General features: G+C 66.1%; 22 protein-coding genes. 10 read left to right on the forward strand and 12 right to left on the reverse strand.

The window, feature by feature from the left end; translation table 11 throughout:
* Positions 1-14 precede the first annotated feature (14 nt).
* Entirely contained in the window at positions 15-407 is a 393-nt protein-coding gene (locus tag GEU84_RS02595) for an MAPEG family protein (RefSeq protein WP_152823921.1), read from the reverse strand.
* A 262-nt stretch (positions 408-669) separates the two neighbouring features.
* Here GEU84_RS02595 and purL point away from each other — a divergent pair, with 262 nt between their 5' ends.
* The 3 genes from purL to grxD all read left to right on the forward strand — a co-directional run bounded on the left by purL (position 670) and on the right by grxD (position 3553).
* Positions 670-2829: a phosphoribosylformylglycinamidine synthase subunit PurL gene (gene purL / locus GEU84_RS02600; RefSeq protein ID WP_152823922.1), complete on the forward strand. Its 2160-nt coding sequence runs from the start codon at positions 670-672 to the stop codon at positions 2827-2829.
* Positions 2830-2899: 70 nt separating this feature from the next.
* On the forward strand, positions 2900-3142 hold the full coding sequence (locus GEU84_RS02605) for a BolA/IbaG family iron-sulfur metabolism protein (RefSeq protein ID WP_152823923.1): 243 nt from the start codon (positions 2900-2902) through the stop codon (positions 3140-3142).
* A gap of 51 nt (positions 3143-3193) precedes the next feature.
* Positions 3194-3553 (forward strand): Grx4 family monothiol glutaredoxin, encoded by a 360-nt coding sequence (gene grxD / locus GEU84_RS02610; RefSeq protein ID WP_152823924.1) that lies wholly within the window; start codon positions 3194-3196, stop codon positions 3551-3553.
* A gap of 256 nt (positions 3554-3809) precedes the next feature.
* Here the strand turns inward: grxD and GEU84_RS02615 are convergent, their stop codons facing one another.
* Together GEU84_RS02615 and GEU84_RS02620 are read right to left on the reverse strand one after the other, a co-directional pair.
* Complete coding sequence (locus GEU84_RS02615; protein ID WP_152823925.1) at positions 3810-4184, reverse strand: cell division protein ZapA; 375 nt, start codon at positions 4182-4184, stop codon at positions 3810-3812.
* Complete coding sequence (locus GEU84_RS02620) at positions 4177-4665, reverse strand: hypothetical protein (protein ID WP_152823926.1); 489 nt, start codon at positions 4663-4665, stop codon at positions 4177-4179. The genes GEU84_RS02615 and GEU84_RS02620 overlap by 8 nt, the downstream gene beginning before the upstream one ends.
* 257 nt (positions 4666-4922) lie before the next feature.
* Between GEU84_RS02620 and tkt the strand changes: the two genes are divergently transcribed.
* On the forward strand, positions 4923-6938 hold the full coding sequence (gene tkt / locus GEU84_RS02625) for a transketolase (RefSeq protein WP_152823927.1): 2016 nt from the start codon (positions 4923-4925) through the stop codon (positions 6936-6938).
* 119 nt (positions 6939-7057) lie between these two features.
* On the opposite strand, the gene GEU84_RS02630 is transcribed toward tkt, so the two are convergent.
* From GEU84_RS02630 to bglB, 7 genes are all read right to left on the reverse strand, one after another.
* Positions 7058-8125 carry an ABC transporter ATP-binding protein gene (locus GEU84_RS02630; protein ID WP_152823928.1) on the reverse strand — a complete coding sequence of 356 codons (1068 nt, stop codon included), beginning with the start codon at positions 8123-8125 and terminating at the stop codon, positions 7058-7060.
* 10 nt (positions 8126-8135) lie between these two features.
* Positions 8136-9185 carry a carbohydrate ABC transporter permease gene (locus GEU84_RS02635; protein ID WP_152823929.1) on the reverse strand — a complete coding sequence of 350 codons (1050 nt, stop codon included), beginning with the start codon at positions 9183-9185 and terminating at the stop codon, positions 8136-8138.
* Positions 9182-10195, reverse strand: coding sequence for a carbohydrate ABC transporter permease (locus GEU84_RS02640; RefSeq protein WP_338144744.1), 1014 nt, complete (start codon positions 10193-10195; stop codon positions 9182-9184). Before GEU84_RS02640 ends, GEU84_RS02635 begins: the two co-directional genes overlap by 4 nt.
* Before the next feature lie 7 nt (positions 10196-10202).
* A complete protein-coding gene (locus tag GEU84_RS02645) occupies positions 10203-11462 on the reverse strand; it encodes an ABC transporter substrate-binding protein (RefSeq protein WP_241427546.1) in 1260 nt (419 codons plus the stop codon).
* A gap of 109 nt (positions 11463-11571) precedes the next feature.
* Positions 11572-14034 (reverse strand): hypothetical protein, encoded by a 2463-nt coding sequence (locus GEU84_RS02650; protein WP_217438498.1) that lies wholly within the window; start codon positions 14032-14034, stop codon positions 11572-11574.
* A gap of 9 nt (positions 14035-14043) precedes the next feature.
* A complete protein-coding gene (gene kduI, locus GEU84_RS02655) occupies positions 14044-14877 on the reverse strand; it encodes a 5-dehydro-4-deoxy-D-glucuronate isomerase (protein WP_152823931.1) in 834 nt (277 codons plus the stop codon).
* Positions 14874-15983 carry a beta-galactosidase BglB gene (gene bglB, locus GEU84_RS02660; RefSeq protein ID WP_174539272.1) on the reverse strand — a complete coding sequence of 370 codons (1110 nt, stop codon included), beginning with the start codon at positions 15981-15983 and terminating at the stop codon, positions 14874-14876. The genes kduI and bglB overlap by 4 nt, the downstream gene beginning before the upstream one ends.
* Positions 15984-16082: 99 nt before the next feature.
* Between bglB and GEU84_RS02665 the strand changes: the two genes are divergently transcribed.
* Together GEU84_RS02665 and GEU84_RS02670 are read left to right on the forward strand one after the other, a co-directional pair.
* Positions 16083-17117, forward strand: a complete 1035-nt coding sequence (locus tag GEU84_RS02665) for a LacI family DNA-binding transcriptional regulator (protein WP_217438499.1) — start codon at positions 16083-16085, stop codon at positions 17115-17117.
* A 91-nt stretch (positions 17118-17208) separates the two neighbouring features.
* Positions 17209-18462, forward strand: a complete 1254-nt coding sequence (locus tag GEU84_RS02670) for an Hsp70 family protein (RefSeq protein ID WP_152823932.1) — start codon at positions 17209-17211, stop codon at positions 18460-18462.
* Between the two features lie 39 nt (positions 18463-18501).
* Here GEU84_RS02670 and GEU84_RS02675 read toward each other — a convergent pair whose 3' ends face one another.
* Together GEU84_RS02675 and GEU84_RS02680 are read right to left on the reverse strand one after the other, a co-directional pair.
* Complete coding sequence (locus tag GEU84_RS02675; RefSeq protein ID WP_152823933.1) at positions 18502-19857, reverse strand: sensor histidine kinase; 1356 nt, start codon at positions 19855-19857, stop codon at positions 18502-18504.
* Positions 19854-20576: a response regulator gene (locus tag GEU84_RS02680; protein WP_241427547.1), complete on the reverse strand. Its 723-nt coding sequence runs from the start codon at positions 20574-20576 to the stop codon at positions 19854-19856. Before GEU84_RS02680 ends, GEU84_RS02675 begins: the two co-directional genes overlap by 4 nt.
* Positions 20577-20600: 24 nt before the next feature.
* On the opposite strand from GEU84_RS02680, the gene GEU84_RS02685 reads away from it, so the two are divergent.
* The 4 genes from GEU84_RS02685 (at position 20601) to GEU84_RS02700 (ending at position 24799) form a co-directional block, all read left to right on the forward strand.
* On the forward strand, positions 20601-21656 hold the full coding sequence (locus GEU84_RS02685; RefSeq protein ID WP_152823934.1) for an ABC transporter substrate-binding protein: 1056 nt from the start codon (positions 20601-20603) through the stop codon (positions 21654-21656).
* Positions 21657-21847: 191 nt separating this feature from the next.
* The gene (locus GEU84_RS02690; protein WP_152823935.1) at positions 21848-22792 is read left to right on the forward strand and encodes a Bug family tripartite tricarboxylate transporter substrate binding protein; all 945 of its coding nucleotides are present in this window, start codon (positions 21848-21850) and stop codon (positions 22790-22792) included.
* Complete coding sequence (locus GEU84_RS02695; protein WP_152823936.1) at positions 22789-23280, forward strand: tripartite tricarboxylate transporter TctB family protein; 492 nt, start codon at positions 22789-22791, stop codon at positions 23278-23280. The genes GEU84_RS02690 and GEU84_RS02695 overlap by 4 nt, the downstream gene beginning before the upstream one ends.
* 1 nt (position 23281) lies before the next feature.
* A complete protein-coding gene (locus GEU84_RS02700) occupies positions 23282-24799 on the forward strand; it encodes a tripartite tricarboxylate transporter permease (protein ID WP_152823937.1) in 1518 nt (505 codons plus the stop codon).
* The last annotated feature ends 69 nt before the right edge of the window (positions 24800-24868 follow it).

Genomic DNA, 24868 nt, shown 5'->3' on the forward strand with positions numbered 1-24868 from the left:
GGGATGCAGCAGGTTCACAGGCCGATGATGTTGACGGCCAGACAGACAATCAGGTTCAGCGTGGCCAGAATGTTGGTGCCGTTGCCGACATAGCGCAGCGGATGCGCCGCCGTGTCGGTCTTCAGGCCAAAGGGATGGGCAATCCGCCCGATCAGCAGCAACGCGCCCGAAATGTGCAGATACAGCGCAGGCGCACCCATGCCTTCGGCAAGGATCATCAGGATCAGCACAAAGCAGGTCCATTCCACGAAATTGCCATGCTGGCGGATGCGTTGCAGCAGCAGCACATTGCCGCCGTCACCGAACGACAAGTTCATGGCACCGCGCACAGAGGTCACGCGGAACCACAAAATCAGGAAAATCACCGCCAGCGGCAGGGCATACAGCGGGGTCACGGCAAATGTCATCATCATTCCTTTGTCAGTGTCAGGGTTTCGATAACCCAAGGACGCCGGACCATTGCCGATTTCGACATGGCTGCAAAAATAATTTTGTGCGCGCCGTCGGAAAAATTTGGCCGGACCAGATTTTGTCATTGCAAAGGCACAGTTACCCGTTTCTTGCCCTGCAATCCTTCTTTTCAGGCCGGCCCGGCCCTGCGGCCTGTCCGCTTCCCCTCGCGCGGTCCTTGCCGTAAGACGCAGACGTTCGCATTGACAGGGAAACCCCATGACCGAACCCGCCATCACCCCTGACCTGATCGCAGCCCATGGCCTGAAGCCCGACGAATACCAGCGCCTGCTGGGCATCATCGGGCGCGAACCCACGTTCACCGAACTGGGCATATTCTCGGCGATGTGGAACGAGCATTGCTCCTACAAATCATCGAAGAAATGGCTGCGCACCCTGCCCACCACCGGGCCGCAGGTGATCTGCGGGCCGGGTGAAAACGCGGGCGTGGTCGATATCGGCGACGGGCAGGCGGTTATCTTCAAGATGGAAAGCCACAACCACCCCTCCTATATCGAGCCCCATCAGGGCGCTGCCACCGGCGTGGGCGGCATCCTGCGCGACGTGTTCACCATGGGCGCGCGCCCCATCGCGGCGATGAACGCGCTCAGCTTCGGCCTGCCCTCGCATCCGAAAACCGCGCATCTGGTCAAGGGTGTGGTCGAGGGTGTGGGCAGCTATGGCAACGCGTTCGGCGTGCCGACCGTGGGCGGCGAGGTGCGCTTTCACCGCAGCTACAACGGCAATTGTCTGGTCAACGCCTTTGCGGCCGGTCTGGCCGATGCCGACAAGATCTTCTACTCGGTCGCCTCGGGCGTCGGCATGCCGGTGGTTTACCTCGGTGCCAAGACCGGCCGTGACGGCGTCGGCGGCGCCACCATGGCCTCGGCCGAATTCGACGACACGATCGAGGATAAACGCCCCACGGTGCAGGTCGGCGATCCCTTCACCGAAAAGCGCCTGCTGGAGGCCTGTCTGGAACTGATGGCCTCCGGTGCCGTGATCTCCATTCAGGACATGGGGGCGGCGGGCCTGACCTGTTCCGCCGTGGAAATGGGCGACAAGGGGGGCTTGGGCATCAAGCTGCAACTCGATGACGTGCCGCAGCGCGAAACCAACATGACCGCCTATGAAATGATGCTGTCCGAAAGCCAGGAACGCATGCTGATGGTGCTGAAGCCCGCGATGGAGGCCGAGGCGCGGGCGATCTTCGTGAAATGGGATCTGGATTTCGCGATTGTGGGCGAAACCATCCCCGAAGACCGCTTCCTGATCCTGCATGGCAACGAGGTGAAAGCCGACCTGCCGCTGTCGAAACTGTCATCCTCCGCCCCGGAATATGACCGGCCGTGGGTGGAAACCCCGCCTGCCGCCCCCTTGGGCGACATTCCCGCCATTGGCCTGATCGACGGCCTGCGCGCACTGATCGGCAGCCCGTCCTATGCCCACAAGGCCTGGGTGTGGGAGCAGTATGACAGCATGGTGATGGGCGACACGGTGCGCAGCCCCGGCCTTGGCGCGGGTGTGGTGCGGGTGCACGGCACGCCCAAGGCGCTGGCCTTTACGTCGGACGTGACGCCGCGCTATGTCATGGCCAACCCGTTCGAGGGCGGCAAACAGGCGGTGGCCGAGGCTTACCGCAACCTCACCGCCGTCGGCGCGCGGCCCCTTGCCACCACCGACAACCTGAACTTCGGAAACCCCGAAAAGCCTGAAATCATGGGGCAATTCGTAGGTGCGATCAAAGGCATCGGTGCCGCCTGTCTCGCGCTCGACATGCCCATCGTCTCGGGCAACGTATCGCTTTACAACGAAACCGACGGCGCAGGCATCCTGCCCACCCCCACCATCGGCGCGGTGGGCCTGCTGGCCAGCCTTGACGAGCTGATCGCAGGCCAGCCGGCCAGTGGCGATCTGGCCTTCGTCATCGGCGACACGGCGGGCCATCTGGGCCAGTCGGCGCTGCTGGCCGAGGCTTTCGGCATGGAAAGCGGCGATGCGCCCCCGGTCGATCTGGCAGCCGAGCGCCGGCACGGCGAATTCCTGCGGGCCAACCGGCATCTGGTGCAGGCGGCCACCGATCTTGGCGATGGCGGGCTGGCACTGGCAGCGTTTGAAATGGCCGAAGGCGCGGGGCTTGGGGTCACGCTGACGGCGGCCACCCTGCCCGCGCTGTTCGGCGAGGACCAGGCCCGTTATCTGCTGGCCGTCACCCCGAAGCAGGGCCCGGCCCTGCAAGCCGCAGCCTCGGCGGCGGGTGTTCCGCTGCATGTGGCAGGCCGTTTCGGTGGCGATGCCGTGACCCTTGGCAGCGACAGCGCCCCGCTGGCCGCCCTGTCCACCCTCTACCGCAGCGCCTTTGCCGCGGCCGTGGCCTGACCGCCACCTTGCACAGCACCTGCCCCGGCGTTACATCTGGGGCAGGCCGCAGCTAAGGACGCAACCCACCATGCCCATGGAAGCCCGCGACATCGAAAATCTGATCCGGGAAAGCTTCCCGCAGGCGCGCATCACCATCACCGACCTTGCGGGCGATGGCAACCACTGGGCCGCCGAGGTGATCGACCCCAGCTTCAAGGGCATGAACCGGGTGCAACAACAGCGCGCGGTCTATGCCAGCCTGAAAGGCAAGATGGACGGCGCGCATGGCGAACTCCACGCGCTGGCGCTGACCACCAAAGCCCCCGATTGACCCGTCTCGCGCCGCCAGCCCCCCGCGCGGCCGCTACCCGAGGATGACACGATGACCGCTTCCGACACGATCCGCGACACGATCACCAAGAACGATGTCGTTCTGTTCATGAAGGGCACCAAGATGATGCCGCAATGCGGCTTTTCCAGCCGCGTGGCCGGGGTGTTGAATTTCATGGGCGTGGAATTCGCCGATGTGAACGTGCTGGCCGATGCCGAGATCCGCCAGGGCATCAAGGATTTCTCCGACTGGCCCACCATCCCCCAGCTATATGTGAAGGGCGAATTCGTGGGCGGCTGCGACATCATCACCGAAATGACACTGTCGGGCGAGTTGGATGCGCTGTTCGAGGCCAAAGGCGTGACCTATGACAAGGACGCCGCCGAAAAGATCCGCGCCGCCAACGCCTGATGGCGACAGGCGATGAAGGCCGCGACCAGTCTTCGCCACGCAGGTCATCACCACCCGCGTCATCGCCACGACAGCCGCAGGCATTGCGACGCCCCATTCTCATTGGCGCAAATATCCTCGGGGGCGGCCCCCGCTGGGGGACGTGGGGGCAGACAGCCCCCATTCCTCGCCAGCATCCAGAGCCGCGCTCCGGGAGAGGCGCCAAAATTTTTAAGCAAAAATTTTAGCCCGCCCGACAAGACAACCGTCGCAACCCTCAGCCTGCCGCGCGCTCTTCCACCGCTGCGGCCAGCGCCTCGGCCCGGGCCGCAATCTCGGCCAGGCTTTCGGTCACGCGCGCGGGGATCACCGGCACTTCCACCCTTGCGGGTTCCGGCACCGGGCGGGCGGTCAGCTCGTCCACCTGCGCCTTGAGGCTGCGCAACTGGTCCTCCAGCGCCGCCGTCTTGTCGGCCAGCATCAGCCCGGCCATCAACAGCATGCGCACTTCGGGCAGGCGGCCCATCTGGCTCAGCAGCGGCTGCGCCTCGTTGTCCAGCATCAGGGCGGCGGCGCGCAGGAAATGCTCCTCGCCCGGCTGGCAGGCCACGCGAAAGCTGCGCCCGCCGATCATCACATCCAGATCAGGCATCGGCACGCTCCTCCTGCGGCGATGTGGCGGCTGACAGCAATGGCGTCAGTTCGGCCAGTATCGCATCCATTTCGGCCAGTTCGCTGCTGCGCGCGGCGCGCAGCGCCTCCAGCTCGGCCTGCATGGCCTTGTTCAACTGCCCCGGTTCGGCCAGGCCCGATTCCTGCGCCTCGCGCAGCGCGCGCAGGTGTTCGCGCAGCTGGATCGTGCTTTGCCGCAGGCGCTGCATTTCCAGCCCCTGCACATCCAGTTGCCCGGTCAGCCGCGCCACCTCGGCCTCCAGCCCGGCGATCCGCGCGCCGTCGCGTTCCTTCACCGCGCGCAGCCGTTCGGCCAGCTGCGCATTGGCGGTGCGCTCCTCGTCCAGTGCTGCGGCCAGCGGACCGGCCTCGGCGGGGGCCTCGGACAGCGCCTCCACCCCTTTGCCGATCCGGTCAAGGGCGGCGGTGATCCGCCCTTCCAGTTCCGCTATGTCCTGCATGCTGCCAGCCTTTCGGTCATTCTGCCCCTGCGGGTCGTTCTGCCCCCGGTTTCCGTCCCCCCTTGCCGCAAGCGGCGGGCGAATCGGGAACAATCCGGTGTTGAACGATCTTATCGCAAAGCAAAAGCCAATTGTGCCCCCCTTTCGCCCGCCAGGTCTGCGGCCTTGGCTTGATCTTGCCACAGGCGATGTTAAGCACGGGGCCGTAACAGGTGCGGCCCCCGGGCCTGCGCTGCCCGGAGGGAGAGGACCGAACCTTGGATATTGCCAGCCTGCGCAACGCGCACCCGGACCATTGGAACAAAGCCTGCGCGATCCGCACGCTGACGCTGGATGCGGTGGCCGCCGCCAATTCCGGGCATTCCGGCATGCCGATGGGTATGGCCGATGTCGCCACCGTTCTTTATGAAAAGCACCTCAGCTTTGATGCCGCCAACCCCGAATGGCCCAACCGTGACCGGTTCATCCTGTCGGCGGGCCATGGCTCGATGCTGATCTATGCGCTGCTTTACCTCACAGGCGATGCCGAAATCACGCTGGACGAGGTGAAGAACTTCCGCCAATGGGGTGCCCGCACCGCAGGCCACCCCGAGAATTTCCTGGCCAAGGCCATTGAAACCACCACCGGCCCGCTGGGCCAGGGCATCGCGAATGCCGTGGGTTTCGCCATGGCCGAAGAAACCCTGCGCGCCCGCTGGGGGGCCAAGGTGATCGACCACTACACCTATGTCATCGCCGGTGACGGCTGCCTGATGGAAGGTGTCAGCCACGAGGCCATCGGCATCGCCGGGCGGCACGCGCTGTCGCGGCTGATCGTGCTGTGGGACAACAACGGCATCACCATCGACGGCAAGGTTGCGCTGTCCGACCGCACCGACCAGGTGGCGCGGTTCAAGGCTGCGGGCTGGGATGTTTTCGAATGTGACGGCCATGACCCGGTGGCGATTGACGCCGCCATCACCGCAGCCAAGGCCAGCCCCGCCCCGGCGATGATCGCCTGCAAGACGCATATCGCGCTGGGGTCTTCGGCGCAGGACACGTCGAAAGGCCATGGCGCGCTGACCGATGCCAAAGTGGTGGCCGATACCAAGGCCGCCTATGGCTGGGATCATCCGGCCTTCACCATCCCCGCCGATGTGAAAGCGGCGTGGGAGGCGATCGGTGCGCGCGGGGCCTCTGCCCGTGCCGCGTGGGAGGGCCGTCTGGCCGCTCTTTCGTCGCAGAAACAGGCCGAATTCGCCCGCCAGTTCGCCGGTGACGTTCCGGCCAAACTGGCCAACACGATCCGCGCGCTGAAAAAAACCGCGTCAGAGGGCCTGCCCAAACTCGCCACCCGCGCGGCGTCGGAAAAGGTGCTGGCGGCGGTGAACCCGGTGCTGCCGGAAACCTTTGGCGGCTCGGCGGATCTCACCGGCTCGAACAACACGAAAACCGCCGATCTGGGTGTGTTCGACACCGAAAACCGCGCGGGCCGCTACATGTATTGGGGCATCCGCGAACATGGCATGGCGGCTGCGATGAACGGCATGGCGCTGCACGGCGGCCTGCGCCCCTATGGCGGCACGTTCATGTGTTTCACCGATTACGCCCGCCCGTCGATGCGCCTGTCGGCGCTGATGCAGGTGCCGGTGGTCTATGTCATGACGCATGACAGCATCGGTCTGGGCGAGGATGGCCCGACGCACCAGCCGGTCGAGCATCTGGCGATCAGCCGCGCCACGCCGAACACATGGGTGTTCCGCCCCGCCGATCTGGTGGAAACCGCCGAGGCCTGGGAACTGGCGCTGACCAGCAAGGGCACGCCTTCGGTGCTGGCGCTGTCGCGCCAGAACCTGCCCACCGTGCGCAAAAGCCATACCGCCAAGAACCTGACCGCACAGGGCGCCTATGTGCTGGCCGAAGCCACCGGCAAGCGTCAGGCCATCCTGATGGCCACCGGGTCGGAAGTGGAGATTGCGCTGAAAGCCCGCGATCTGCTGGAGTCCGACGGCATCGGCACGCGCGTTGTCTCCATGCCCTGTATGGAGCTGTTTGCGGCGCAGGACGCCGCCTACCGCCGCAAGGTGCTGCCCGCAGGGTCGGTGCGCGTGGCCATCGAGGCGGGCGTGCGGCAGGGCTGGGACCGCTGGTTGCTGGGCGAGCGCGGGCGTGAGGGCAAAGAGGCCTTCGTGGGCATGAACGGCTTTGGCGCTTCGGCCCCGGCGGAACGGCTTTACGCTGAATTCGGCATCACCGCCGAGGCGACGGCAGCCAAGGTGAAGGAACTGCTGTAAGCAGTTCTGGTGCAATGAAAAAACCGCCGCAGGAAACTGCGGCGGTTTTTGTTTGGCGCGGGCGCGCTCATCTGCGCGGGCAAAAGCGAAGTCGCCCGTCAGGGCCGATGGGCGGCGGGTCAGAACCCCGCCAGCCGCACACCATCTGCGCCAAAGGCATGCACCATGGCCGGATCGACATCAAAGCCCACCACATCGCCGCGCGCCAGCGCCGGTTGGCCCGGCAGCACGGCCAGCAGCTTGGCCCCCTCGTTCAGCGTGGCATGCACCACGGTTTCAGACCCCAGCGCCTCGATCAGATCGACTTTCGCCGTCAGATCCGCCTCCACCCCTTCGGACAGCAGCAGATGCTGCGGGCGGATGCCCAGCGTCACTGCGCCGGATGGGGGCAGCGGCAGGCCGCCAAGGTCAATCTCGGGCCCGCCTTCCAGCCGCGCGACGCCCCGCGCCATGGTAGCCCCGAACATGTTCATCCCCGGCGCGCCGATAAAGCCCGCAACAAACAGGTTCGCGGGGCGGTTATACAGGTTCAAGGGCGTGTCCACCTGTTCGATCCGCCCGGCGCGCAGCACGACAATGCGGTCGGCCATGGTCATCGCCTCGACCTGGTCATGGGTCACATGCACCATCGTGGCCCCCAGCCGCGCATGCAGCGCCGACAGTTCGGCGCGCATCGATACGCGCAGCTCGGCATCCAGGTTCGACAGCGGCTCGTCCAGCAGAAACGCCGTGGGCCGGCGCACGATGGCGCGGCCGATGGCCACCCGCTGCCGTTGCCCGCCCGAGAGTTGCCCGGGGCGGCGTTCCAGCAGCGGCTCGATCTCCAGCAGCCGTGCCGCATCGGCGATGCGGGCGTCAATCTCGGCCCGGGCCATGCGGGTGTTCTGCAAGCCGAAGGCCATGTTCTGCCGCACCGACATATGCGGATACAAGGCATAGCTCTGGAACACCATCGCCAGCCCCCGGTCAGCGGCAGAGCGCGGCGTCACATCGGTGCCGTTGATGGCGATGGTGCCTGCGGTCGGCTGGTCCAGCCCCGCGATCATCCGCAGCAGGGTGGATTTGCCGCAACCCGAAGGCCCGACGAACACCACCAACTCGCCATCGCCCACCTCCAGGTCGATGCCCTTCAGCACATCCACCGCGCCAAAGGATTTCTTGATGCCTTTCAGACTGATCTGGCCCATGTCGGCCCCCCTATTTCAAACCGGAGCCGGCAATGCCGGTGGTGATGAAGCGTTGCAGGAACAGGAAAACGATCACCACGGGGATCATCGTCACCACCGTCATCGCCAGGATAAAGTGCCATTGCACGTTCAGCTCACCCGCATAGGTGTTCAGCCCGACTTGCAGGGTATAAACCTCTTTGCGGCTGAGAACGATCAGCGGCCACAGGAAATCGTTCCAGCGCCACACGACCGAAAAGATGCCCAGCACCGCCAGCGCCGGTGCCGTCAAGGGCAGCACGATGCGCCAGTAGATCTGCCATTCGGATGCATGGTCCATCCGTGCCGCCTCCAGCAACTCATCCGGGATGGTCAGCATGTATTGCCGCAGCAGGAAGATGCCGGTGGGCGTGGCGACCGTGGGCAGGATCACCCCCCACAGGCTGTTGAACAGGCCGACCGCCGAGATGATCGAATACAGCGGCACAAGGATGACCGACAGCGGGATCATCAGCGTGGCCAGCACCGTCAGCATCACCGCATTGCGTCCGCGGAACTCGTATTTCGACAGGGCAAAGGCGGCCATCGAGTTGGTCAGAAGCGTGATCAGCGTGGCCACCACCGTGACGAACACCGAGTTTTTCAGATACAGCATGAAGTCGAAGGCCAGGAACGGCTGCACGTAATTGTCCCAGGCAAAGCCCACCTGCCGGTCAGGCACGCGGTTGGCGATGTTCACGCGCTGAATCTCGCCGGAGTTTGCCGGATCCACCATCTGCGCGGTTGTGCCCACCCGGCGCACTTCGGCCAGGGTGCGGGTGCCCGCCTCGTCGGTCACGATGAACAGCGGCAAGGGCTTGTCATAGCCTTCGACCACCACCGTGCGGGATTCGTAAGGCAGCGCGGTGGGCGGAAATTCCGCCAGCTGCGCGGGCGATTTGAAGGATGACATGATCAGCCACAGGGCCGGGCCGAACATCACGATCACGCCGAAGAACAGCCAGCCGAACGTGACCACATCGGTCCAGTGCCAGCCCTTTCCGCCACGGCGGCGGAACAGGAATGCGGAAACCCGGCTCATTTCAGCTTTCCCTTCTTCTCGTTCCGGCGGCTGATCGCCAATTGGATCAGCGTCAGCACCACCAGCACCGCCCCCATCAGGATCGAGGCCGCAGCCGCCAGCCCGGGGTTTTTCAACAGCGAGGCAAAGCCCACCTCGTAGATATATTGCGTCAGGAACAGCGTGGCCGTGCCCGGCCCGCCGCCGGTCAGCACGAACGCCTCGTCAAACACCTGCACCGCGCGGATAAGCGCCAGCACGATGACAACCAGCAGGTTGGGCATCAGCAAAGGCAGGGTGATGCGCCAGAACACGCGGCCCGGCTTGGTGCCGTCCATCTCGGCGGCCTCATACAGATCTTTCGGTATCGCCTGCAATCCGGCCAGCAGGATCAGCGCGTAAAAGCCCAGATGCGCCCAGATCGTCACGCCGATGGCGGCTGCAAAGGCCCAGTTGCGCTCGATCAGCCAGTTCACCGGGTCAAGGCCCATGGGGATGATCATGGCGTTCAGCAGGCCGTCACGCTGCAGGATCCAGCGCCAGATCAGGCCCACCACCACCGGCGACAACAGCACGGGGAAAAAGAACACCGCCCGCCAGAAACTGCGCGCCCGCAACTCGCGGTTCAGGATCAGCGCGGTAATGGTGGCGGTGACGATCAGCAGCGACACCTGCAACACCACGAACAGCGCGGTGTTGGCCAGCGCGGTCCAGAACTGGTCCTGCGCGCAGGTCGAAGGGTCGGTGTAATCGTCGCAATCCAGAAGCTGCGCATATTGCGCGGCACCCACATATTCACGGTCCGACAGGAACAGCGCCCCGCCGGTCGTCATCGAATAGGCAAAGTTGATCACCAGCGGCAGCAGCACGAAGACGCCGAAGATCGCCATGTTCGGCAGCAGGAAAAAGGCCGCCATGCCCCCTGTGCCTGTCAGCCGCTGCCAAAGGCGCAGCGGCGGGTCAATCGCCCGGGCAGCCCAGCCCAGGGGGGCCGTGACCACGGCCCCCGCCATCTGTTTCAACTGTGCCACGATGCCCTCAGTTTCCGCCGGCGGCAGCCACGGCCTCGGCCACATCGGCATCGATGCGGGCATAGGCGTCATCCAGCGTCAGTTCGCCCGCCATCACCTGGCTGATGCGGTTGGCCAGCGCGCCGTAATAGGCCGAACCCCATTTCCATGCGGGCAAGGCGGCGGCAGCCGGAACGATATCACCCGAGGCTTCGACGAACTTGTCCAGCGCCGGGCCCACGTTCGGGTCTTCCGACGCCCAGGCCAGCCCACCGGCCGAGGCCACGCCCTTGTGCGCGGGCAGGAACAGGGTGCGTTCGCTGAACTCCTTCACCACGGCGGCAGAGCCCAGATATTCCATCACCTTGGCCACGTCTTCGGGGTTCTGGGTATATTTGATCGCCACCAGACCCGCGCCGCCACCCAGACCAGAACAGCCCGCCGTGCCACAGGGCGAGCCCGTGGCCACCCAGTCGAACCCGTCACCGATCTTGGTGGACAGGTTCGCCACCTGCCACGAGCCGGAATAGTAGAACGGGATGGCTGCGTTGATGAAATCATCCGCCGCCGCGCGGTAGGTGGAACCCGAGGCCGAAACCCAGGTATCCTTCAGCATCTTGCCATCATTGGTCCAGGCCACCAGCTTTTCCGCAAAGGCCTTGGTGCCCGCATCCACCGGCAGGGGGGCGCGGTCGGGGCCGATGTAGTTGGCGCCGTAGGAAGCATTCGGCCCCGAGATGCGGTGGCCCGAACGGTCGATGGCAAAGGCGGCTGCGGTCTGCTGGCTGGCCTGCACCTCGGAGGCGGCGGCGATCCAGTCATCCCAGGTGGCATCGTCGCCCGGAATGGCCACGCCCGCCTGTTCGAACAGCGTCTTGTTGGCGAAGCCGCCGGTCAGCGTCAGCTGGGTCAGGAAACCGTTGATGGCGGTGCTGCCGTCTTCGCGCATCCAGTCGGCGTAATCGCCGAAATTCGCCTCCCAATAGGCCGGGTCTTGCAGGTGGGGGGTCAGGTCAAGCCAGTGGCTCGCCAGCGCCTTGAGGTTGGTGACGCGGGCGATGTCCGGCCCGGTGCCGGCCTCAAGCTGAATCTGCAGTTGTTCCTGCACCACCTTGTAGGCCACGTTGTCGAGGATCACGTTGATGTCGGGGTTCTGTTCCATGAAGCGGTTCAGGAGATCGGCGATCACCTCGCCCTCCACACCGTCGGAATACCACATCACGCGCACATCCCCGGCCCAGGCGGCCGAGGTCATCATGCCAAAGCCAAGCGCGGCCAGGGCGGTCATGGTCCGTTTCATTGTCGGTATCACAGGTCGTCTCCTCCTCTGTGCCGCGCCGGTCTGGTCCGGTCGCGGCGGTTGTCTGTCGTGTTGTGCCTTCGGCTCTGACGGCCGGTTACAGCACCTGGCGGTGTCCCTCCACCGACCATTGCGCGGGGTCGATCACCCGGCCCTCGGCCTCGATCCGGCCATCGGGATGGAACAGCACCGTGCCATAATCCGCATCCTCCACCCGCAGCACATCCTGCGGGCCACCGGCCAATGTCAGGCCCTGATGCCGGGCCGCAAAGCCCGTCAGATCAACTGTGGCCCCAAGCCGCAGTATCCACCAGTTTTTCTGCCCGGCAAGCCGCAATTCGCAACCTGCCGTCGGGCCCTCGGCCACAAGTTCCAGCGGGCCGGAGGTGCGCAGCATCATGCCGCCACCCCCGGACCGGGCCGCCGCCAGCGCACCATTCACAAGGCACTCGTCAAACACCGGCTGCGGAAACCAGGCATGGGTAAAGGCGGGCTGTTCCGGCACGCCGTCAAACAGCACAACCGCCAGCCCGCGATACTGCTGCACCCGCGGCACCGAGGCGCAGCCGCCCCAATAGGACGGGCGGCCATAGCCGGAATGGATCACCTCACCCGGGTGGTTGATCCAGGTCTGGGCATCGGGGTTGGTGCCGATGCGGGCGTGGATCACGGTTTCCTGATAGCCCCAATCATACCAGCGGTAATGCGCCGCCGTGCCCATGGCCCAGTCTTTCGTCTTGGCATGTTGCAGGGTGGCAAAGCAGTTTTCACCCTGGGCAAAGCCCCATTCCTGTTCGCCATCCGTCAAGTTCGCCCGTTCCGGCAGGCCTTCGGTCAGCACCAGCCCGTGATCGCGCAGGCACAGCGCCAGCCCCGGCAGCGCATGGAAACGCGCACCATAATTGCCCGCCCCCCAGATCAGCCGCCCGATGGCCGACAGTTCCAGCGACCGACCGGCCCGCAGCGTGTGTTCATACGACCGGCCCTGCGCCGCCGTCAGCACGCCGTGGTGCGCGGAATTCGCCACCAGTTGCAGCAGGCGGATGATGCCCTTGCCCGCCCGCTCGGAAATATCGGCATCGGGGGCCAGCGCATGCAAGGCGGTCAGGCCCTTGAGATCAATCGGGAAATAGGGGGCCGAATTGAACTCGGCCATCTCCCAGGCCTCGAAATGATCCAGCCAGTCACGCACTCGCTGCGCGCCCACCGCCGATTGTTCGGCCCCCGTGCGGCCTGACCGTTTGAAGGTAGCGTCGGGCAGGAAAGCCCCAGCCAGATAGGCCGATGTGTGGAACAGCAGCGCGTGGTTCTCAGAGAAATACCACTGCACGTCATTGCCCGGCTCGTCCATCCAGTAGCGGTAGCCCAGCATGGCGGCGTCGATGCGGTTGCGCGTCGCCTCGGGCAGCAGATGGCCAAAACGGGTGCGGCCCCAGATCAGCGGCACCAGCGCGAAATCTGCGCAATCCCAGCAATCCTCGATGGTGGGCAGCGTCGCCTCGATCATCGCCGCCGTGCGCTCGTCGCCAAGGCCAAGGCCCAGCCGGGCCAGTGCGGCCACGGTATCGGGTTCGGAATGTTCGGCCACCTCGGTCAACGCCTCGGTGATGCGGGTCGCAAGGTCGGGCGCGGCGGTGCCCTGCCGCCCGGCGTGGCAGATCTCCACCCCGAACACCCGGGTTGCGGTAAATCCGCCCGCCGTCAGCGCGATGGTGAAATGGCGGAAATCGCCCGGCAGATCCTCGGCCCGGTCGATCAGCAGGCGCGTGGCCCCGGCGGGCAAGGCCCGTTCCATGCCCATGCTTTGATGCGACATGAAATCGCCCTCGACGGTGATCTTTGCCACCGTATCGGCAGGGATCGGGCGCGGCAGGGTCAGCGCCACCTCGCCCGTGGTATAGGCGGGAAGCTCGAAATGCATCGTCGCCAGCGCGGTTTCCACAGCCCGGGCGGTCTCGGCAGATCCTGCCAGCGGAATGCCCGCCACGCCCGCAGGCCCGCTGAGGTAATCAAGCTGGATGTAATAGCGCGCGTCCCGCTCGGCCAGATCGTCGAACCAGACGGCGATGGTGTTGTCGCCCGCGTTCAGCACCACGTCAAATTCGGCGGCGCTTTCGCTGTTGCGCTTGTAGGGCGCCAAGAAGCCCGCCTCGGCCCCGTTCACCAGCAGCACCGCGCCGCCGCAGGTGCGCAGGCGCAGCCGGGCCGCGCCAGCAGTATCGGCGCGCAGCACGGTCTGCGCCCAGGTGGCGATATGGGTGGGGCGAAACCAGAAACCCGACAGGTCAAGCCGGGGCGAATCGAACGGCAGCCACAGGCGCGCGAGTTCATCCATTGCCGCAGCTTCGGGGCGCAGGCCCCTGCGCTGCTTGGCAAATTCGGTGCGGCAAGGGTATTCGTGCGGGATGAAGTTCTTGTCCTTGGTCAGGAAAAAGAACGGGTCCATCTCGCCCGCCATCGGCATGTCGGGCAGGTCATAGCGGGCCTCAACGGTGGCCCCCATCTGCCAATAGGTCAGCGGTGCGCCATGGGTCAGCGGGTGGGACAGCAGGTTTTGCACGGGAATTCCTTAGCGCAGGTCGGCAATGTTAACGGGGCTCACGTCGGTATAGGCCTGGTTCTCGCCGGTCATGCCCCAGACAAAGGCATAAGGCCCGGTGCCCGCGCCCATATGGATGGACCAGGCGGGTGACAGAACGATGTCACCCGAGGCGACGATCAGGTGCCGCGTCTGGTCGGGGCGGCCCATCAGATGCACCACGCGGTCCTGTGCCGCCATGTCGAAATAGCAATAGGCCTCCATCCGGCGTTCGTGCAGATGCGGGGGCATCGTGTTCCAGATGCTGCCGGGGGCCGGATCGGTGATGCCCATCAACAGCAGGCAGGAAGGTGCCACCTCGGGGTGGATGTACATCGCCAAGGACCGCACGTTGGCGCGGGCGGCGTCGCCCATGGTGATGACCTTGGCCTGGGCCTTTGTGATGAGCCGCGTCGGATGGTCGGCCCCGGCGGGAACCGAATTCATGTAGAACCATGCAGGCGCGGCGGGATCATCCGATTCCAGCGTGACGCTGCCTGTGCCGCGCCCGACATACAGGATGTCGCGGTTGGCCATGGCAAAACGCTGGCCGTCCACCGTCACCACGCCCGGCCCGCCCAGATTGGCGATGCCCATTTCCCGCGCGTCAAAGAACAACGGTGTGCCTACATCGGCCCCGTCGCCGAAGGTCAGCGGCGCTGTGGGGCAGGCCCCGCCCACAATCATCCGGTCAACATGGGTATAGGTGAAACGCTGAGCGCCCGGCGCAAAATGCCCCTCGACCAGATATTCGGCGCGCAGGCGCTCGGTATCATAGCCGGGAATATCGGCGGGGTTGCCGCCATAGCGGATGTCCATCGTCATGCGGTTTTCCTTTGCGCATCCGCCTGCCCCACCTGCCCCGCTGCCTCGACCAGACACAGCATCGCCAGCGCCTGACCATAGCCGGTGGGCTGGATCGGGATGTCACGGTAAAATTGCAGGTCATGGCCCATGCGGGTGCCGTAAGACACGTTCAGCACGGTGCCGCTATCGTCAATATTGGCCAGCACCGCCGCCACCCCGCGCCAGCCGGCATCGGCCCAAGCCGCGTCGCCCAGCCCCAGCCGCACGGCTTTCAATATGCCATAGGCAAACCCGGCGGTGGCCGAGATTTCCTCGTAGGCGTAGGGATCATCCAGCAGCGTGCGCCATGCGCCTGACGGGGCCTGCAAGGGGAGCAACGCCTGCACCTGCGCCGTCAACACGCCAGTCAGATAGGCGCGGATGGCGGGCGGCACATCGCAAAGCTCATACAGATCAAGGATGCAGGCCGTGACCCAGGCATTGCCGCGCGCCCAGCGGGCCCGGGCAAAGTTGTGGCGGCCCTCGAATGTCCAGCCATGAAACCACAGGCCCGTCGCCGGATCGGACAGATAGCGCGTATGCACCAGAAATTGCCGCAAAGCCTCGTCCACCAGTTCGGTGCGGCCCGATGCCTGCCCATAGCTGGCCAGAAACAGCGCCGCCATGAACAGCGTGTCATCCCAGAGTTCGCCGGGGTTCACCTTGTCGGAGACGTCATGCTGCAAGCCGCCCTCTGCGGTGCGCGGCGCTTCCGCCATCAGGCGGTTCGCCCAGTCGTCCAGCACCGCCTGCCAGCGCGGATCGCGGGTTTCGCGCCATAGCACCGACAAAGCCAGCATCGGCCCGGTTGTGTTGATATTCAGCCCCGGCAGCCCTTCGGCGATGCGCTCGGCATACCAGCCCTCCAGCAGGGCGCGCAGGGCGGGGTCGCGGTGCCGCAGCCACAGTTGCACAAGGCCATAAAGCCCCACGCCCTGTGGCCATTCCCACGAAGTAAAGCTGATGTAATCGCCCGCCGTGCCATCCAGATTAGGCTCGTCAAAGGTGCCGTCATGGCGCAGGGCCGTCAGGCCGTTGACCAGCAAATCCAGCCGTGCATGCAGCATCGTGGCATCCGGCAGCATCGCGTCTCCCCCCGCTTTGTTCGTTGATGAAAATGCCGTGAGAAAATGATTTGCACAATCTGAAAATTTTTTGCAGATTGATCCATAAAGGAGCCAATCGTGGACATCACCGGAAAGAAGGGCAAGATCAGCCGCCGCGTGCGTTTGCAGGATATTGCAACGATCTGCGGGGTGTCGGTTTCCACCGTGTCGCGCGCGCTTGCCGACGGGTCGGGCGTGCGGCCCGATCTGGTGGCCAGGATACAAAAGGCGGCGCAGGATTTCAGCTATGCCATGCCCTCGTCGCTGGCGGGGCAGAAGGTGATGGTGCTGGCCTCGGCGGCGGCCATGGTAGATTACACGCGCAGCCAGTTCACGCTTCAGGTGATGCAGGGTCTGGGCGACCGGGCGGCCCTGCTGCGCTTGCAGGTCATCACCCGCGCCGTGGCCGACAGCGAGGATGAGCGGCGGATTTTGCAAGAGGTCGAGGCGGATGATAGCATCGCGGGCCTGCTGTTCCTGACGTTGGATGACGAGGCGATGCTGGCCCCCACGCGCGGCTTTTCCAAGCCCATCGTGCTGGTCAACGGCGATGACCCCACGATGCGGCTGTCATCCATCGCGCCCAGCAACCGGGCTGCGGCGGCGCTGGCCACCGGGCATCTGCTGACGCTGGGGCACCGGCGGATATTGTTCCTGATGCGGCGCGGGCGGCGCACGATCGAACGGCGGTTCGAGGGCTGGCGCGACCGGATGGTGGCGGCAGGCGTGCATGACCCGGCGCTGGTGGTCGAGGTGGCCGACTGGCTGCCCGAGCTGGCCGCCGATGCGGTGCGGGCACGGCTGCGGCAGGGGCGCGACTTCACGGCGATTCTGGCGGCGGGGGATTCGCTGGCCATCGGGGCCTTGCAGGCGTTGGCGGCCGAGGGCGTGGCGGTGCCCGGCGAAGTATCGGTCATGGGGATGGACAGCCTGCCGCAAGGCGCGTTCCAGACGCCGCCCCTCAGCGCGATCCAGATGCCGATGCGCGAGATCGGGGCGGCAGCGGTGGATCTATTGCGCGAGATCCTCACCGGCCTGCCCCTGCCCGCGCGGCGGATCGAACTGGCCTGCGGCTTGCAGGAGCGCGGATCGACGGGGCCCGCGCCGCGCTGATCGGGGAAAGGTGGTCGGTGCGTCACAGGTTTACACCGCCGCGCCGCGCGATTATCTGGCCTGCCCTGCCCTTGCATCCCCGAGGCCCGCCATGACAGCCCCCTTTTGCGGTATCGACTTTGGCACGTCGAATTCCACCGTGGCGCTTGCCGATGCCACAGGCGCGCGGCTGATAGCGCTGGAGGGCGCGCACCGCACCCTGCCCTCGGCGGTGTTCTGGGATGCTGATGGTGCTCCGCCGCAGTTTGGCCGCGCCGCCATGGCGGCCTATACCGGCGGCGAGGACGGGCGGCTGATGCGCGGGCTGAAAAGCACGCTGGGGTCATCGCTGATCCACGAGAAAACCCGCGTGGGCAACAAGGCGCTGGCCTTTACCCAGATCGTCGGCAGCTTTTTTGCCCATCTGCGCGCGCGTGTGGTGGCCGAGGCGGGTGAAGTCACGCGCGCCGTGCTGGGCCGGCCGGTGCATTTCGTTGATGATGACGCATCAGGTGACGCGGCGGCGCAGGATGTGCTGGAAGGCATCGCGCGGGCGCAGGGCTTCACCGAGGTGGCGTTTCAATATGAACCCATCGCGGCGGCGCTGCATTACGAACAGGGTGTGGCGGCCGAGGAACTGGTGCTGATCGTCGATATCGGCGGCGGCACGTCGGATTTTTCCATCGTGCGGGTGTCGCCCGAACGCGCGCGGGCGGCAGACCGGCAGGCCGACATTCTGGCCAATGACGGCATCCGCGTGGGGGGCACCGATTTTGACCGGCTGCTCAGCCTGGCACAGGTGATGCCGCATCTGGGCTTTGGTGCTGCCACAGCCGATGGCAAGGGGCTGATGCCACGGCATTATTTCATTGATCTGGCAACATGGCACCGGATCAACGCGCTTTATACCGCGCGCACCATGGCAGACCTCAAGGCGCTGCGCCATCTGATCGCCCGCCCCGTGCTGATGGACCGGATGATGCGGGTGGTGGGGCAGCGCCACGGGCATGCGCTGGCCTTGGCGACGGAAGAGGCCAAGATCGCCCTGTCGGTGGCCAGCGATGCCCCGATCCGCATCGGGGCCTTTACCGGCGGGCCTGACGCCAGCGCCAGCCGCGCGGGGTTTGAGGCGGCGGTGGAGGCCCCGTTGCTGCGCATCCGCGCGGCGCTGGAAAACATTCTGGCGCAGGCCGGGCTGGCACCGGGCGACATCGGCACGGTGTTCATGACCGGCGGCTCCAGCAGCCTGCCGGTGCTGCATGCCGCCGTCGCCGCCGTTCTGCCCGGCGTGCCGGTGGCGACGGGTGATCTGCTGGGCAGCGTGGGCACCGGGCTGGCGCTGGACGCACGGCGCAAGTTCGGCTGACGCCGGGCCGCATTGTCCGGCAATGCGCCGGGGCTGCGTTCAGGCCTGCTCGGCAAAGCGCACGGTGGCGCGCAGGCCACGGCCACCAGCGCCATCGGCCAGATCCAGCACCCCGCCGAACAGCGCCGCGATCTCGGCCACGATGGCCAGCCCCAGCCCCATGCCCTCTCCGCCGCTGGGGGTGAACCGCTGGCCGATCAGGGCGCGCCGGGCCGGGGGAATGCCGGGGCCATCATCCTCGACCGCAAGCACTGCCGCGCCGCCGGCACCCGCCACGCGCACCGTCACCTCGGCCCCGTGACCGGCATAAAGCAGCGCGTTCTGGATCAGGTTGCGCAAAAGCTCGCGCAGCAGCACGGGTTCGGCGCGCAGCCAGACAGTGCCCTGCCCGTCAAACCCCAGATCAAGCCCGGCCTCGGCGGCATCGGGCACCAGTTCCGCCGTCAGGTCGCGGGCCAGTGCTGTCAGGTTCACCGGCTCCATCCCCCTTCCCGCCGCATCCACCCGCGCCAGCAGCAAGAGTTGCGCCAGCACGCGTTCAGCCTCGGCCAGGGCGGCATCGGCGCGGGCATTGGCGCGGCGTGATTCGTCCAATGTGGCGGCCCTTGTGGCCAGCGCCAGTTCGGTGCGCACTACGGCCATGGGGGTGCGCAGCTGGTGGCTGGCATTGCCGGTGAAATTGCGCAGGCCCGCCAGCGCCGTGCCCAGCCGCGTCATGAAGCTGTTGACCGCCTCGACCAGCCCCTCGACCTCGGACGGGGTGGCGGCGCGGATCGGGCGCAGGTCGTCGGGCGAGCGTTCGGCAATCGCCTCGCCCAGCCGGTTCAGCGGCCGCAGCGCCAGCGTGACCGCCACCCAGACCGCGACGGATGCCCCAAGGATCATGCCCGCCAGCCGCAGCCCCGCCCGCCACAGGATCGCGCGGGCCAGTTCGCGCCGCGCCAACGTGGTTTCGGCCACGGTGACGGTGAAGGCGATGCTGTCAAACCCCGTGGTGGCCTGCCGGTGCAGGGTGGCGACACGGATGGGCTCATCGCCGAACATTGCATCGGCAAACACCGTGCCGTCACCGTCGGCGGGCACGATGCCCAGATCCTCATAGCCGGTCAGAAACGCGCCGGGCGGGCCATCGACGCGGTAAAACACCCGATCCTGTGCGGTGGAGGTCAGCATTTCAAGGGCGGAATAGGGGATGTCCACCTCCAGCCCGCCATCCTCGTCCACCGAGACCCGTTCGGCGATGGCCAGCGCCGATCCGGCCAGCACCCGGTCAGAAACCGATGTGGCCGTGCGGATCGCCTCGCGCCAGGTGTCGGCCAGCGCCAGCATGCCCAGCACGGCGGTCGAGACCAGCAGCCAGCCCAGCAGGCGGCGGCGCAGCGAATAGCGCGTCATTCGGCGGCGGCCTGTTCAAGGTAGTATCCGATACCCCGCGCGGTGCGCAGGCTGAGCCCATGCGGGGCCAGACGCTTGCGCAACCGGCTGGCGTATTGTTCGATCGCATTGTCGCTGAGCGCGTCATCCAGTGCGGTCAGCGACTGGATGATGCGCTCTTTGGCCACCACCTTGCCCGCGCGCATGAACAAAAGTTCCAGCAAGGCGCGTTCACGGGCGGGCAGATCCAGCGGCTGGCCTGCCACGGCAAACTGGCGCGACACCAGATCCAGCGTGACCGGCCCAAGGCTGACGGTTGAGGCGCGCAGCCCCGCCTGACGGCGCAGCAAGGATCGCACCCGCGCCTCGAATTCGCCGATGTCGAAGGGCTTGGTCATGTAGTCATCGGCCCCCAGATCAAGGCCCTTCACCCGTTCCTCGGGGGTGCCGCGCGCGGTCAGGATCAGCACCGCCGCCGGGTTGGCCCGCGCCCGCATGGCGCGCAGCACGGCCAGACCATCCATTTGCGGCAGATTCAGATCAAGGATCACCAGATCAAAAGCTTCGGCTGCGGCAAAAGCCTCGGCCGATGCGCCATCGTGCACCGTATCCACGGCATAGCCCGCCCCGGCCAGCAGGGTGGCCAGCGCCTCGGCCAGCGGCAGGTTGTCTTCGACCAGCAGGATGCGCATCGGTCCTCCGCCCACCAGTATAGGGGCGCCGCGGGCGTTGTGAACCATGCAAAACCGGGGCATGCTGGGGGGATGCTGCGCCTGATCGCCCTTTTGCTGCTGCTGCCCGCCGTGTTGCGGGCCGAAGTCTATCTGTTCGATGCGCCATCCGGTGCGGTGACGGATGAGCTTGTGATCTATTCCACGCTGGATCAGCGGCTGGCAGAGCCGCTGATTGCCGGCTTTCAGGCGGAAAACCCCGGCATTGCCGTGCGTTACGAGGATCTGCTGACAGGCGACATCAACGCGCGGGTCACGGCGGAAACCGATGCGGGCGGGGTGACGGCGGATTTCGTGTTTTCATCGGGCATGGATTTGCAGGTGAAACTGGCCAACGACGGCTATGCCCGCCCTGTGCGGGTGCCGCAAGCGGCGGGCTGGCCGCGCTGGGCCAACTGGCGTGACACGGCCTATGCCATGACGTTCGAGCCTGCGGTGCTGGTCTATCACAAGCCCAGTTTCCCCGATGGCCCGCCGCTGACCCGCATCGCCCTGCTGGATTACCTGACAGCGGCGGGCGATGCGATGCGGGGCCGCATCGGCACCTATGACATCGAGCGCGCGGCGGTCGGCTATCTGTTTCTGGCGCGGGATCAGGAACATTTTGCCGATATCTGGTCACTGGTCAGGGCCATGGGTGCCGCCAATGTGCAGCAGTTCCCAACAAGCCAGCAGATACTGGAGCGTGTGTCGGACGGGCGGCTGACCCTGGGCTACAACATACTGGGCTCCTACGCCGCCGACTGGGCGCGCAGCCATCCCGATCTGGGGCTGGTGCTGCTGCGTGACTTTACGGTGGTGATCTCACGCGTGGCGCTGGTGCCGCGGGCGGCGCGCAGGCCCGATCTGGGCGAGGCGTTCCTGTCGTTCTTCATGTCACGCGCGGGGCAGACCATTCTGGCCGAAAAGCTGCGCCTGCCCGCGGTCAGCCTGGAGGTGTCGGGCAGCAATTCGGCGCAGGCGATGCAGGCGGCGCTGGGGCCGCAACTGCGCCCCGTGGCGGTCAGCCCCGGGTTGCTGGTCTATCTGGATCAGGCCAAGCGGCAGCGGCTGATCACCCGCTGGCACCGCACGCTGGAGGGGCGCTGAGCGGCGAAAATCTGCGGGCCGGATGATTTTTCCGGCCCCCGCGTCAGGTTGATGACAGCTTGCTGTGTTCTGGATCGGGCTGGCGACGCGGTGGAGGCCGCTGGCCGAACGGGCAAGGACGGGCATGGCGAACGCCGCCCCCTGACCCCACGAAACCTTTCCCGCAACAGCGGGTGATCTGGGAGGATCATATGAAGATGACATTCCTCGCCTGCCTGATGGCAGGCGTCATGGCTGTGCCCGCGCTGGCCGCCGATTACACCATCATGGCCCCGGCAGGCCCGGGCGGCGGCTGGGACCAGACCGCGCGCACCATGCAGGAAGTGATGCAGGCCGAGGGCATTTCGGGCAACGTGCAGGTGCAGAACGTGCCAGGTGCCGGTGGCACCGTGGGTCTGGCGCAGTTCGCGTCCTCGGCGGCGGGCGACCCGTCGCAGCTGATCGTCGGCGGCTATGTGATGGTGGGCGCGATCCTGACCAACGCCTCGCCGGTGTCGCTGGCCGATGTGACGCCGATCGCCCGCCTGACGGGTGAATATGAGGCGATCGTGGTGCCCGCCGCCTCGCCCATCATGTCGATCGCGGAACTGGTGGATGCGCTGAAGGCCGATCCGGGCGCGGTATCCTGGGCAGGCGGTTCGGCTGGCGGCGCTGACCATATCACCGTGGGCCTGCTGGCCAAGGCGGCGGGCGTGGACCCGACCAAGATCAACTACATCGCCTATTCCGGCGGTGGCGAGGCGCTGGCCGCCATCCTGGGCAACCAGGTGACGGCGGGCGTGTCATCGCTGGGCGAATTCCTGCCGCAGGTGCAGGCGGGAACGATGCGCCTGCTGGCCGTGACCTCGGACGCGCGGATCGACGGTGTGGATGCGCCGACGCTGGTGGAATCGGGTCTTGACGTGGTGTTGCAGAACTGGCGCATGGTGGCAGCCGCCCCGGGGCTGGACGACGCACAGAAGGCCGCCATTGCCGCCGACATCGAAAAGCTGAACGCCTCGGCCGGATGGAACGCGGCGCTGGCGACGAAGGGCTGGGCCAACACCTATCTGGCTGGCGCCGATTTTGACGCGCAGCTGGCCAGGGATATCGAGACGACCGGCGGTATCCTCAAGGACATCGGCCTGGTGAAATGAGCCAGACCGGCTTTTCTGGAAAGCGCCGCCCTGATCGGGCGGCGCTGATCATCGCGGCGGCGCTGGCCGTCCTGGGGATCATCGTGATCTGGGATGCGGCCCGCCTGCCCGCCGATACCGGCTATTCCGGCATCGGCCCTGCGGATGTGCCGGGCCTGATCGGTTATGGCCTGATCGCGCTTGGTGCCTGGACCGCCATCGCCGCCTTTCGCGAAGAACAGGACAGCCCGCCCGCGCAGGAACCCGCCCCGGTGCTGTGGATCATCGGTGGTCTGGGTGCGCAGCTGGTGCTGATCGGCTTTGCCGGGTTCAGCATCGCCACGGGCATATTGTTTGCCTGCACCGCCCGCGCCTTCGGCTATCGCCGTATGCTGGTGTCGCTGCCCGTGGGTATTCTGTTCGCTACCGTGGTCTATGGGCTGTTTGACCGGATGCTGCAGTTGAACCTTCCGGCAGGGCCGCTGGAACTGCTGATTTACGGGGGGTGAGATGACCACATTCGATTACCTGATGCAGGGCTTTGCCGTCGCTGCCGACCCGATGATCATGCTTTACGCCTTTATCGGCGTGCTGTTGGGCACAGCGGTGGGCGTGCTGCCCGGCATCGGCCCGGCGCTTACTGTGGCGCTGCTGCTGCCCGTCACCTACGGGCTTGACCCCGCCGGTTCGCTGATCATGTTCGCGGGCATCTATTACGGCGGGATGTATGGTGGTTCGACCACCTCGATCCTGCTGAACACGCCCGGCGAAAGCGCATCCATCGTCACGGCGCTGGAGGGCAACAAGATGGCCCGCAAGGGGCGCGGCGGGCCTGCGCTGGCCACCGCCGCCATCGGGTCTTTCGTGGCCGGGCTGATCGCCACGCTGCTGCTGGCCTTCCTTGCGCCGCATGTGGTGAAGCTGGCGCTGGTGTTCGGGCCGCGTGAATATTTCGCGCTGATGGTGCTGGCCTTTGTGACGGTATCCGCAGCCTTTGGCGATTCCACCCGCAAGGGGCTGACCTCGCTGTTTCTGGGGCTGGGGCTGGCCATCGTGGGCATCGACGGGCTGACCGGGCAGGCGCGGCTTTCCTTCGGCGTGCCGCAACTGCTGGACGGGATCGAGGTGACGACGCTGGCCGTGGCCATGTTCGCCATCGGCGAGGCCTTGTTCATCGCAGCCCAGGGCCGCCGCCCGGATGACGAGGTGATCGCGGTCAAGGGCTCGATCTGGATGACCGCCGCCGATTACGGACGGTCGTGGAAAAGCTGGCTGCGCGGCACGTTCATCGGCTTTCCCATCGGGGCGATGCCGGCGGGGGGCGCGGATATCGCCAGCTTCCTCAGCTATGCCACTGAAAAGAAGATGTCGAAACACCCCGAGGAATTCGGCCATGGCGCCATCGAGGGCGTGGCCGGGCCGGAGGCTGCCAACAACGCCGCCGCCGCGGGCACGCTGGTGCCTCTGCTGACGCTGGGCCTGCCCACCACGGCCACGGCGGCCATCATGCTGGCGGGGTTCCAGCAGTTCGGCCTGCAACCGGGGCCGCTGCTGTTCGCCACCAACCCGCAGCTTGTGTGGGGGCTGATCGCCAGCCTGCTGATTGCCAACGTGATGCTGGTGATCCTGAACCTGCCGCTGATCGGGCTGTGGGTGAAACTGCTGACCATCCCGCGCCATTGGCTTTACGCGGGCATCCTGCTGTTTGCCACGCTGGGCACCATCGGGGCCAACCCGTCATCGGTGGAACTGGGGATGCTGCTGATCTTCGGCGTGCTGGGCTACGGCATGCGGCTTTATGGCTATCCCATCGCGCCCATCGTGGTGGGCCTGATCCTGGGGCCGATGGCCGAACAGCAGTTGCGCCGGGCGCTGGCCATTGCGCAGGGCGATGTGACGACGCTGGTGCAATCGCCGGTGGCGGCATGTCTGCTGGCGCTGGCGGCGCTGGCGGTGATCGTGCCGCTGATCCTGCGGGCGCGGGGCAAGGGTGCGGTGCTGTCGCAAATCGCGGGCGACGAGGACTGAGTGGGTAACACGGCGTTTCCGGGCCCGTCATGCACGCGCTGCATGGCGGGCCTTCGCATATGCAGCATA

The organism is Fertoeibacter niger, from assembly GCF_009380135.2.
Taxonomy (GTDB): Bacteria; Pseudomonadota; Alphaproteobacteria; order Rhodobacterales; family Rhodobacteraceae; genus Fertoeibacter; species Fertoeibacter niger.

Bases quoted from the DNA above. Each gene is read 5' to 3' on its own strand.
- purL (WP_152823922.1), top strand. From the start codon at position 670: ATGACCGAACCCGCCATCACCCCTGACCTGATCGCAGCCCATGGCCTG.
- GEU84_RS02630 (WP_152823928.1), bottom strand. From the start codon at position 8,125: ATGGGCCAGATCAGTCTGAAAGGCATCAAGAAATCCTTTGGCGCGGTG.
- GEU84_RS02680 (WP_241427547.1), bottom strand. From the start codon at position 20,576: ATGGTTCACAACGCCCGCGGCGCCCCTATACTGGTGGGCGGAGGACCG.
- GEU84_RS02695 (WP_152823936.1), top strand. From the start codon at position 22,789: ATGAGCCAGACCGGCTTTTCTGGAAAGCGCCGCCCTGATCGGGCGGCG.
- GEU84_RS02635 (WP_152823929.1), bottom strand. From the start codon at position 9,185: ATGAGCCGGGTTTCCGCATTCCTGTTCCGCCGCCGTGGCGGAAAGGGC.
- grxD (WP_152823924.1), top strand. From the start codon at position 3,194: ATGACCGCTTCCGACACGATCCGCGACACGATCACCAAGAACGATGTC.
- GEU84_RS02690 (WP_152823935.1), top strand. From the start codon at position 21,848: ATGAAGATGACATTCCTCGCCTGCCTGATGGCAGGCGTCATGGCTGTG.
- GEU84_RS02700 (WP_152823937.1), top strand. From the start codon at position 23,282: ATGACCACATTCGATTACCTGATGCAGGGCTTTGCCGTCGCTGCCGAC.
- bglB (WP_174539272.1), bottom strand. From the start codon at position 15,983: ATGCTGCCGGATGCCACGATGCTGCATGCACGGCTGGATTTGCTGGTC.
- GEU84_RS02670 (WP_152823932.1), top strand. From the start codon at position 17,209: ATGACAGCCCCCTTTTGCGGTATCGACTTTGGCACGTCGAATTCCACC.
- GEU84_RS02605 (WP_152823923.1), top strand. From the start codon at position 2,900: ATGCCCATGGAAGCCCGCGACATCGAAAATCTGATCCGGGAAAGCTTC.
- GEU84_RS02685 (WP_152823934.1), top strand. From the start codon at position 20,601: ATGCTGCGCCTGATCGCCCTTTTGCTGCTGCTGCCCGCCGTGTTGCGG.
- kduI (WP_152823931.1), bottom strand. From the start codon at position 14,877: ATGACGATGGACATCCGCTATGGCGGCAACCCCGCCGATATTCCCGGC.
- GEU84_RS02675 (WP_152823933.1), bottom strand. From the start codon at position 19,857: ATGACGCGCTATTCGCTGCGCCGCCGCCTGCTGGGCTGGCTGCTGGTC.
- GEU84_RS02595 (WP_152823921.1), bottom strand. From the start codon at position 407: ATGACATTTGCCGTGACCCCGCTGTATGCCCTGCCGCTGGCGGTGATT.
- GEU84_RS02645 (WP_241427546.1), bottom strand. From the start codon at position 11,462: ATGACCGCCCTGGCCGCGCTTGGCTTTGGCATGATGACCTCGGCCGCC.
- GEU84_RS02620 (WP_152823926.1), bottom strand. From the start codon at position 4,665: ATGCAGGACATAGCGGAACTGGAAGGGCGGATCACCGCCGCCCTTGAC.
- GEU84_RS02615 (WP_152823925.1), bottom strand. From the start codon at position 4,184: ATGCCTGATCTGGATGTGATGATCGGCGGGCGCAGCTTTCGCGTGGCC.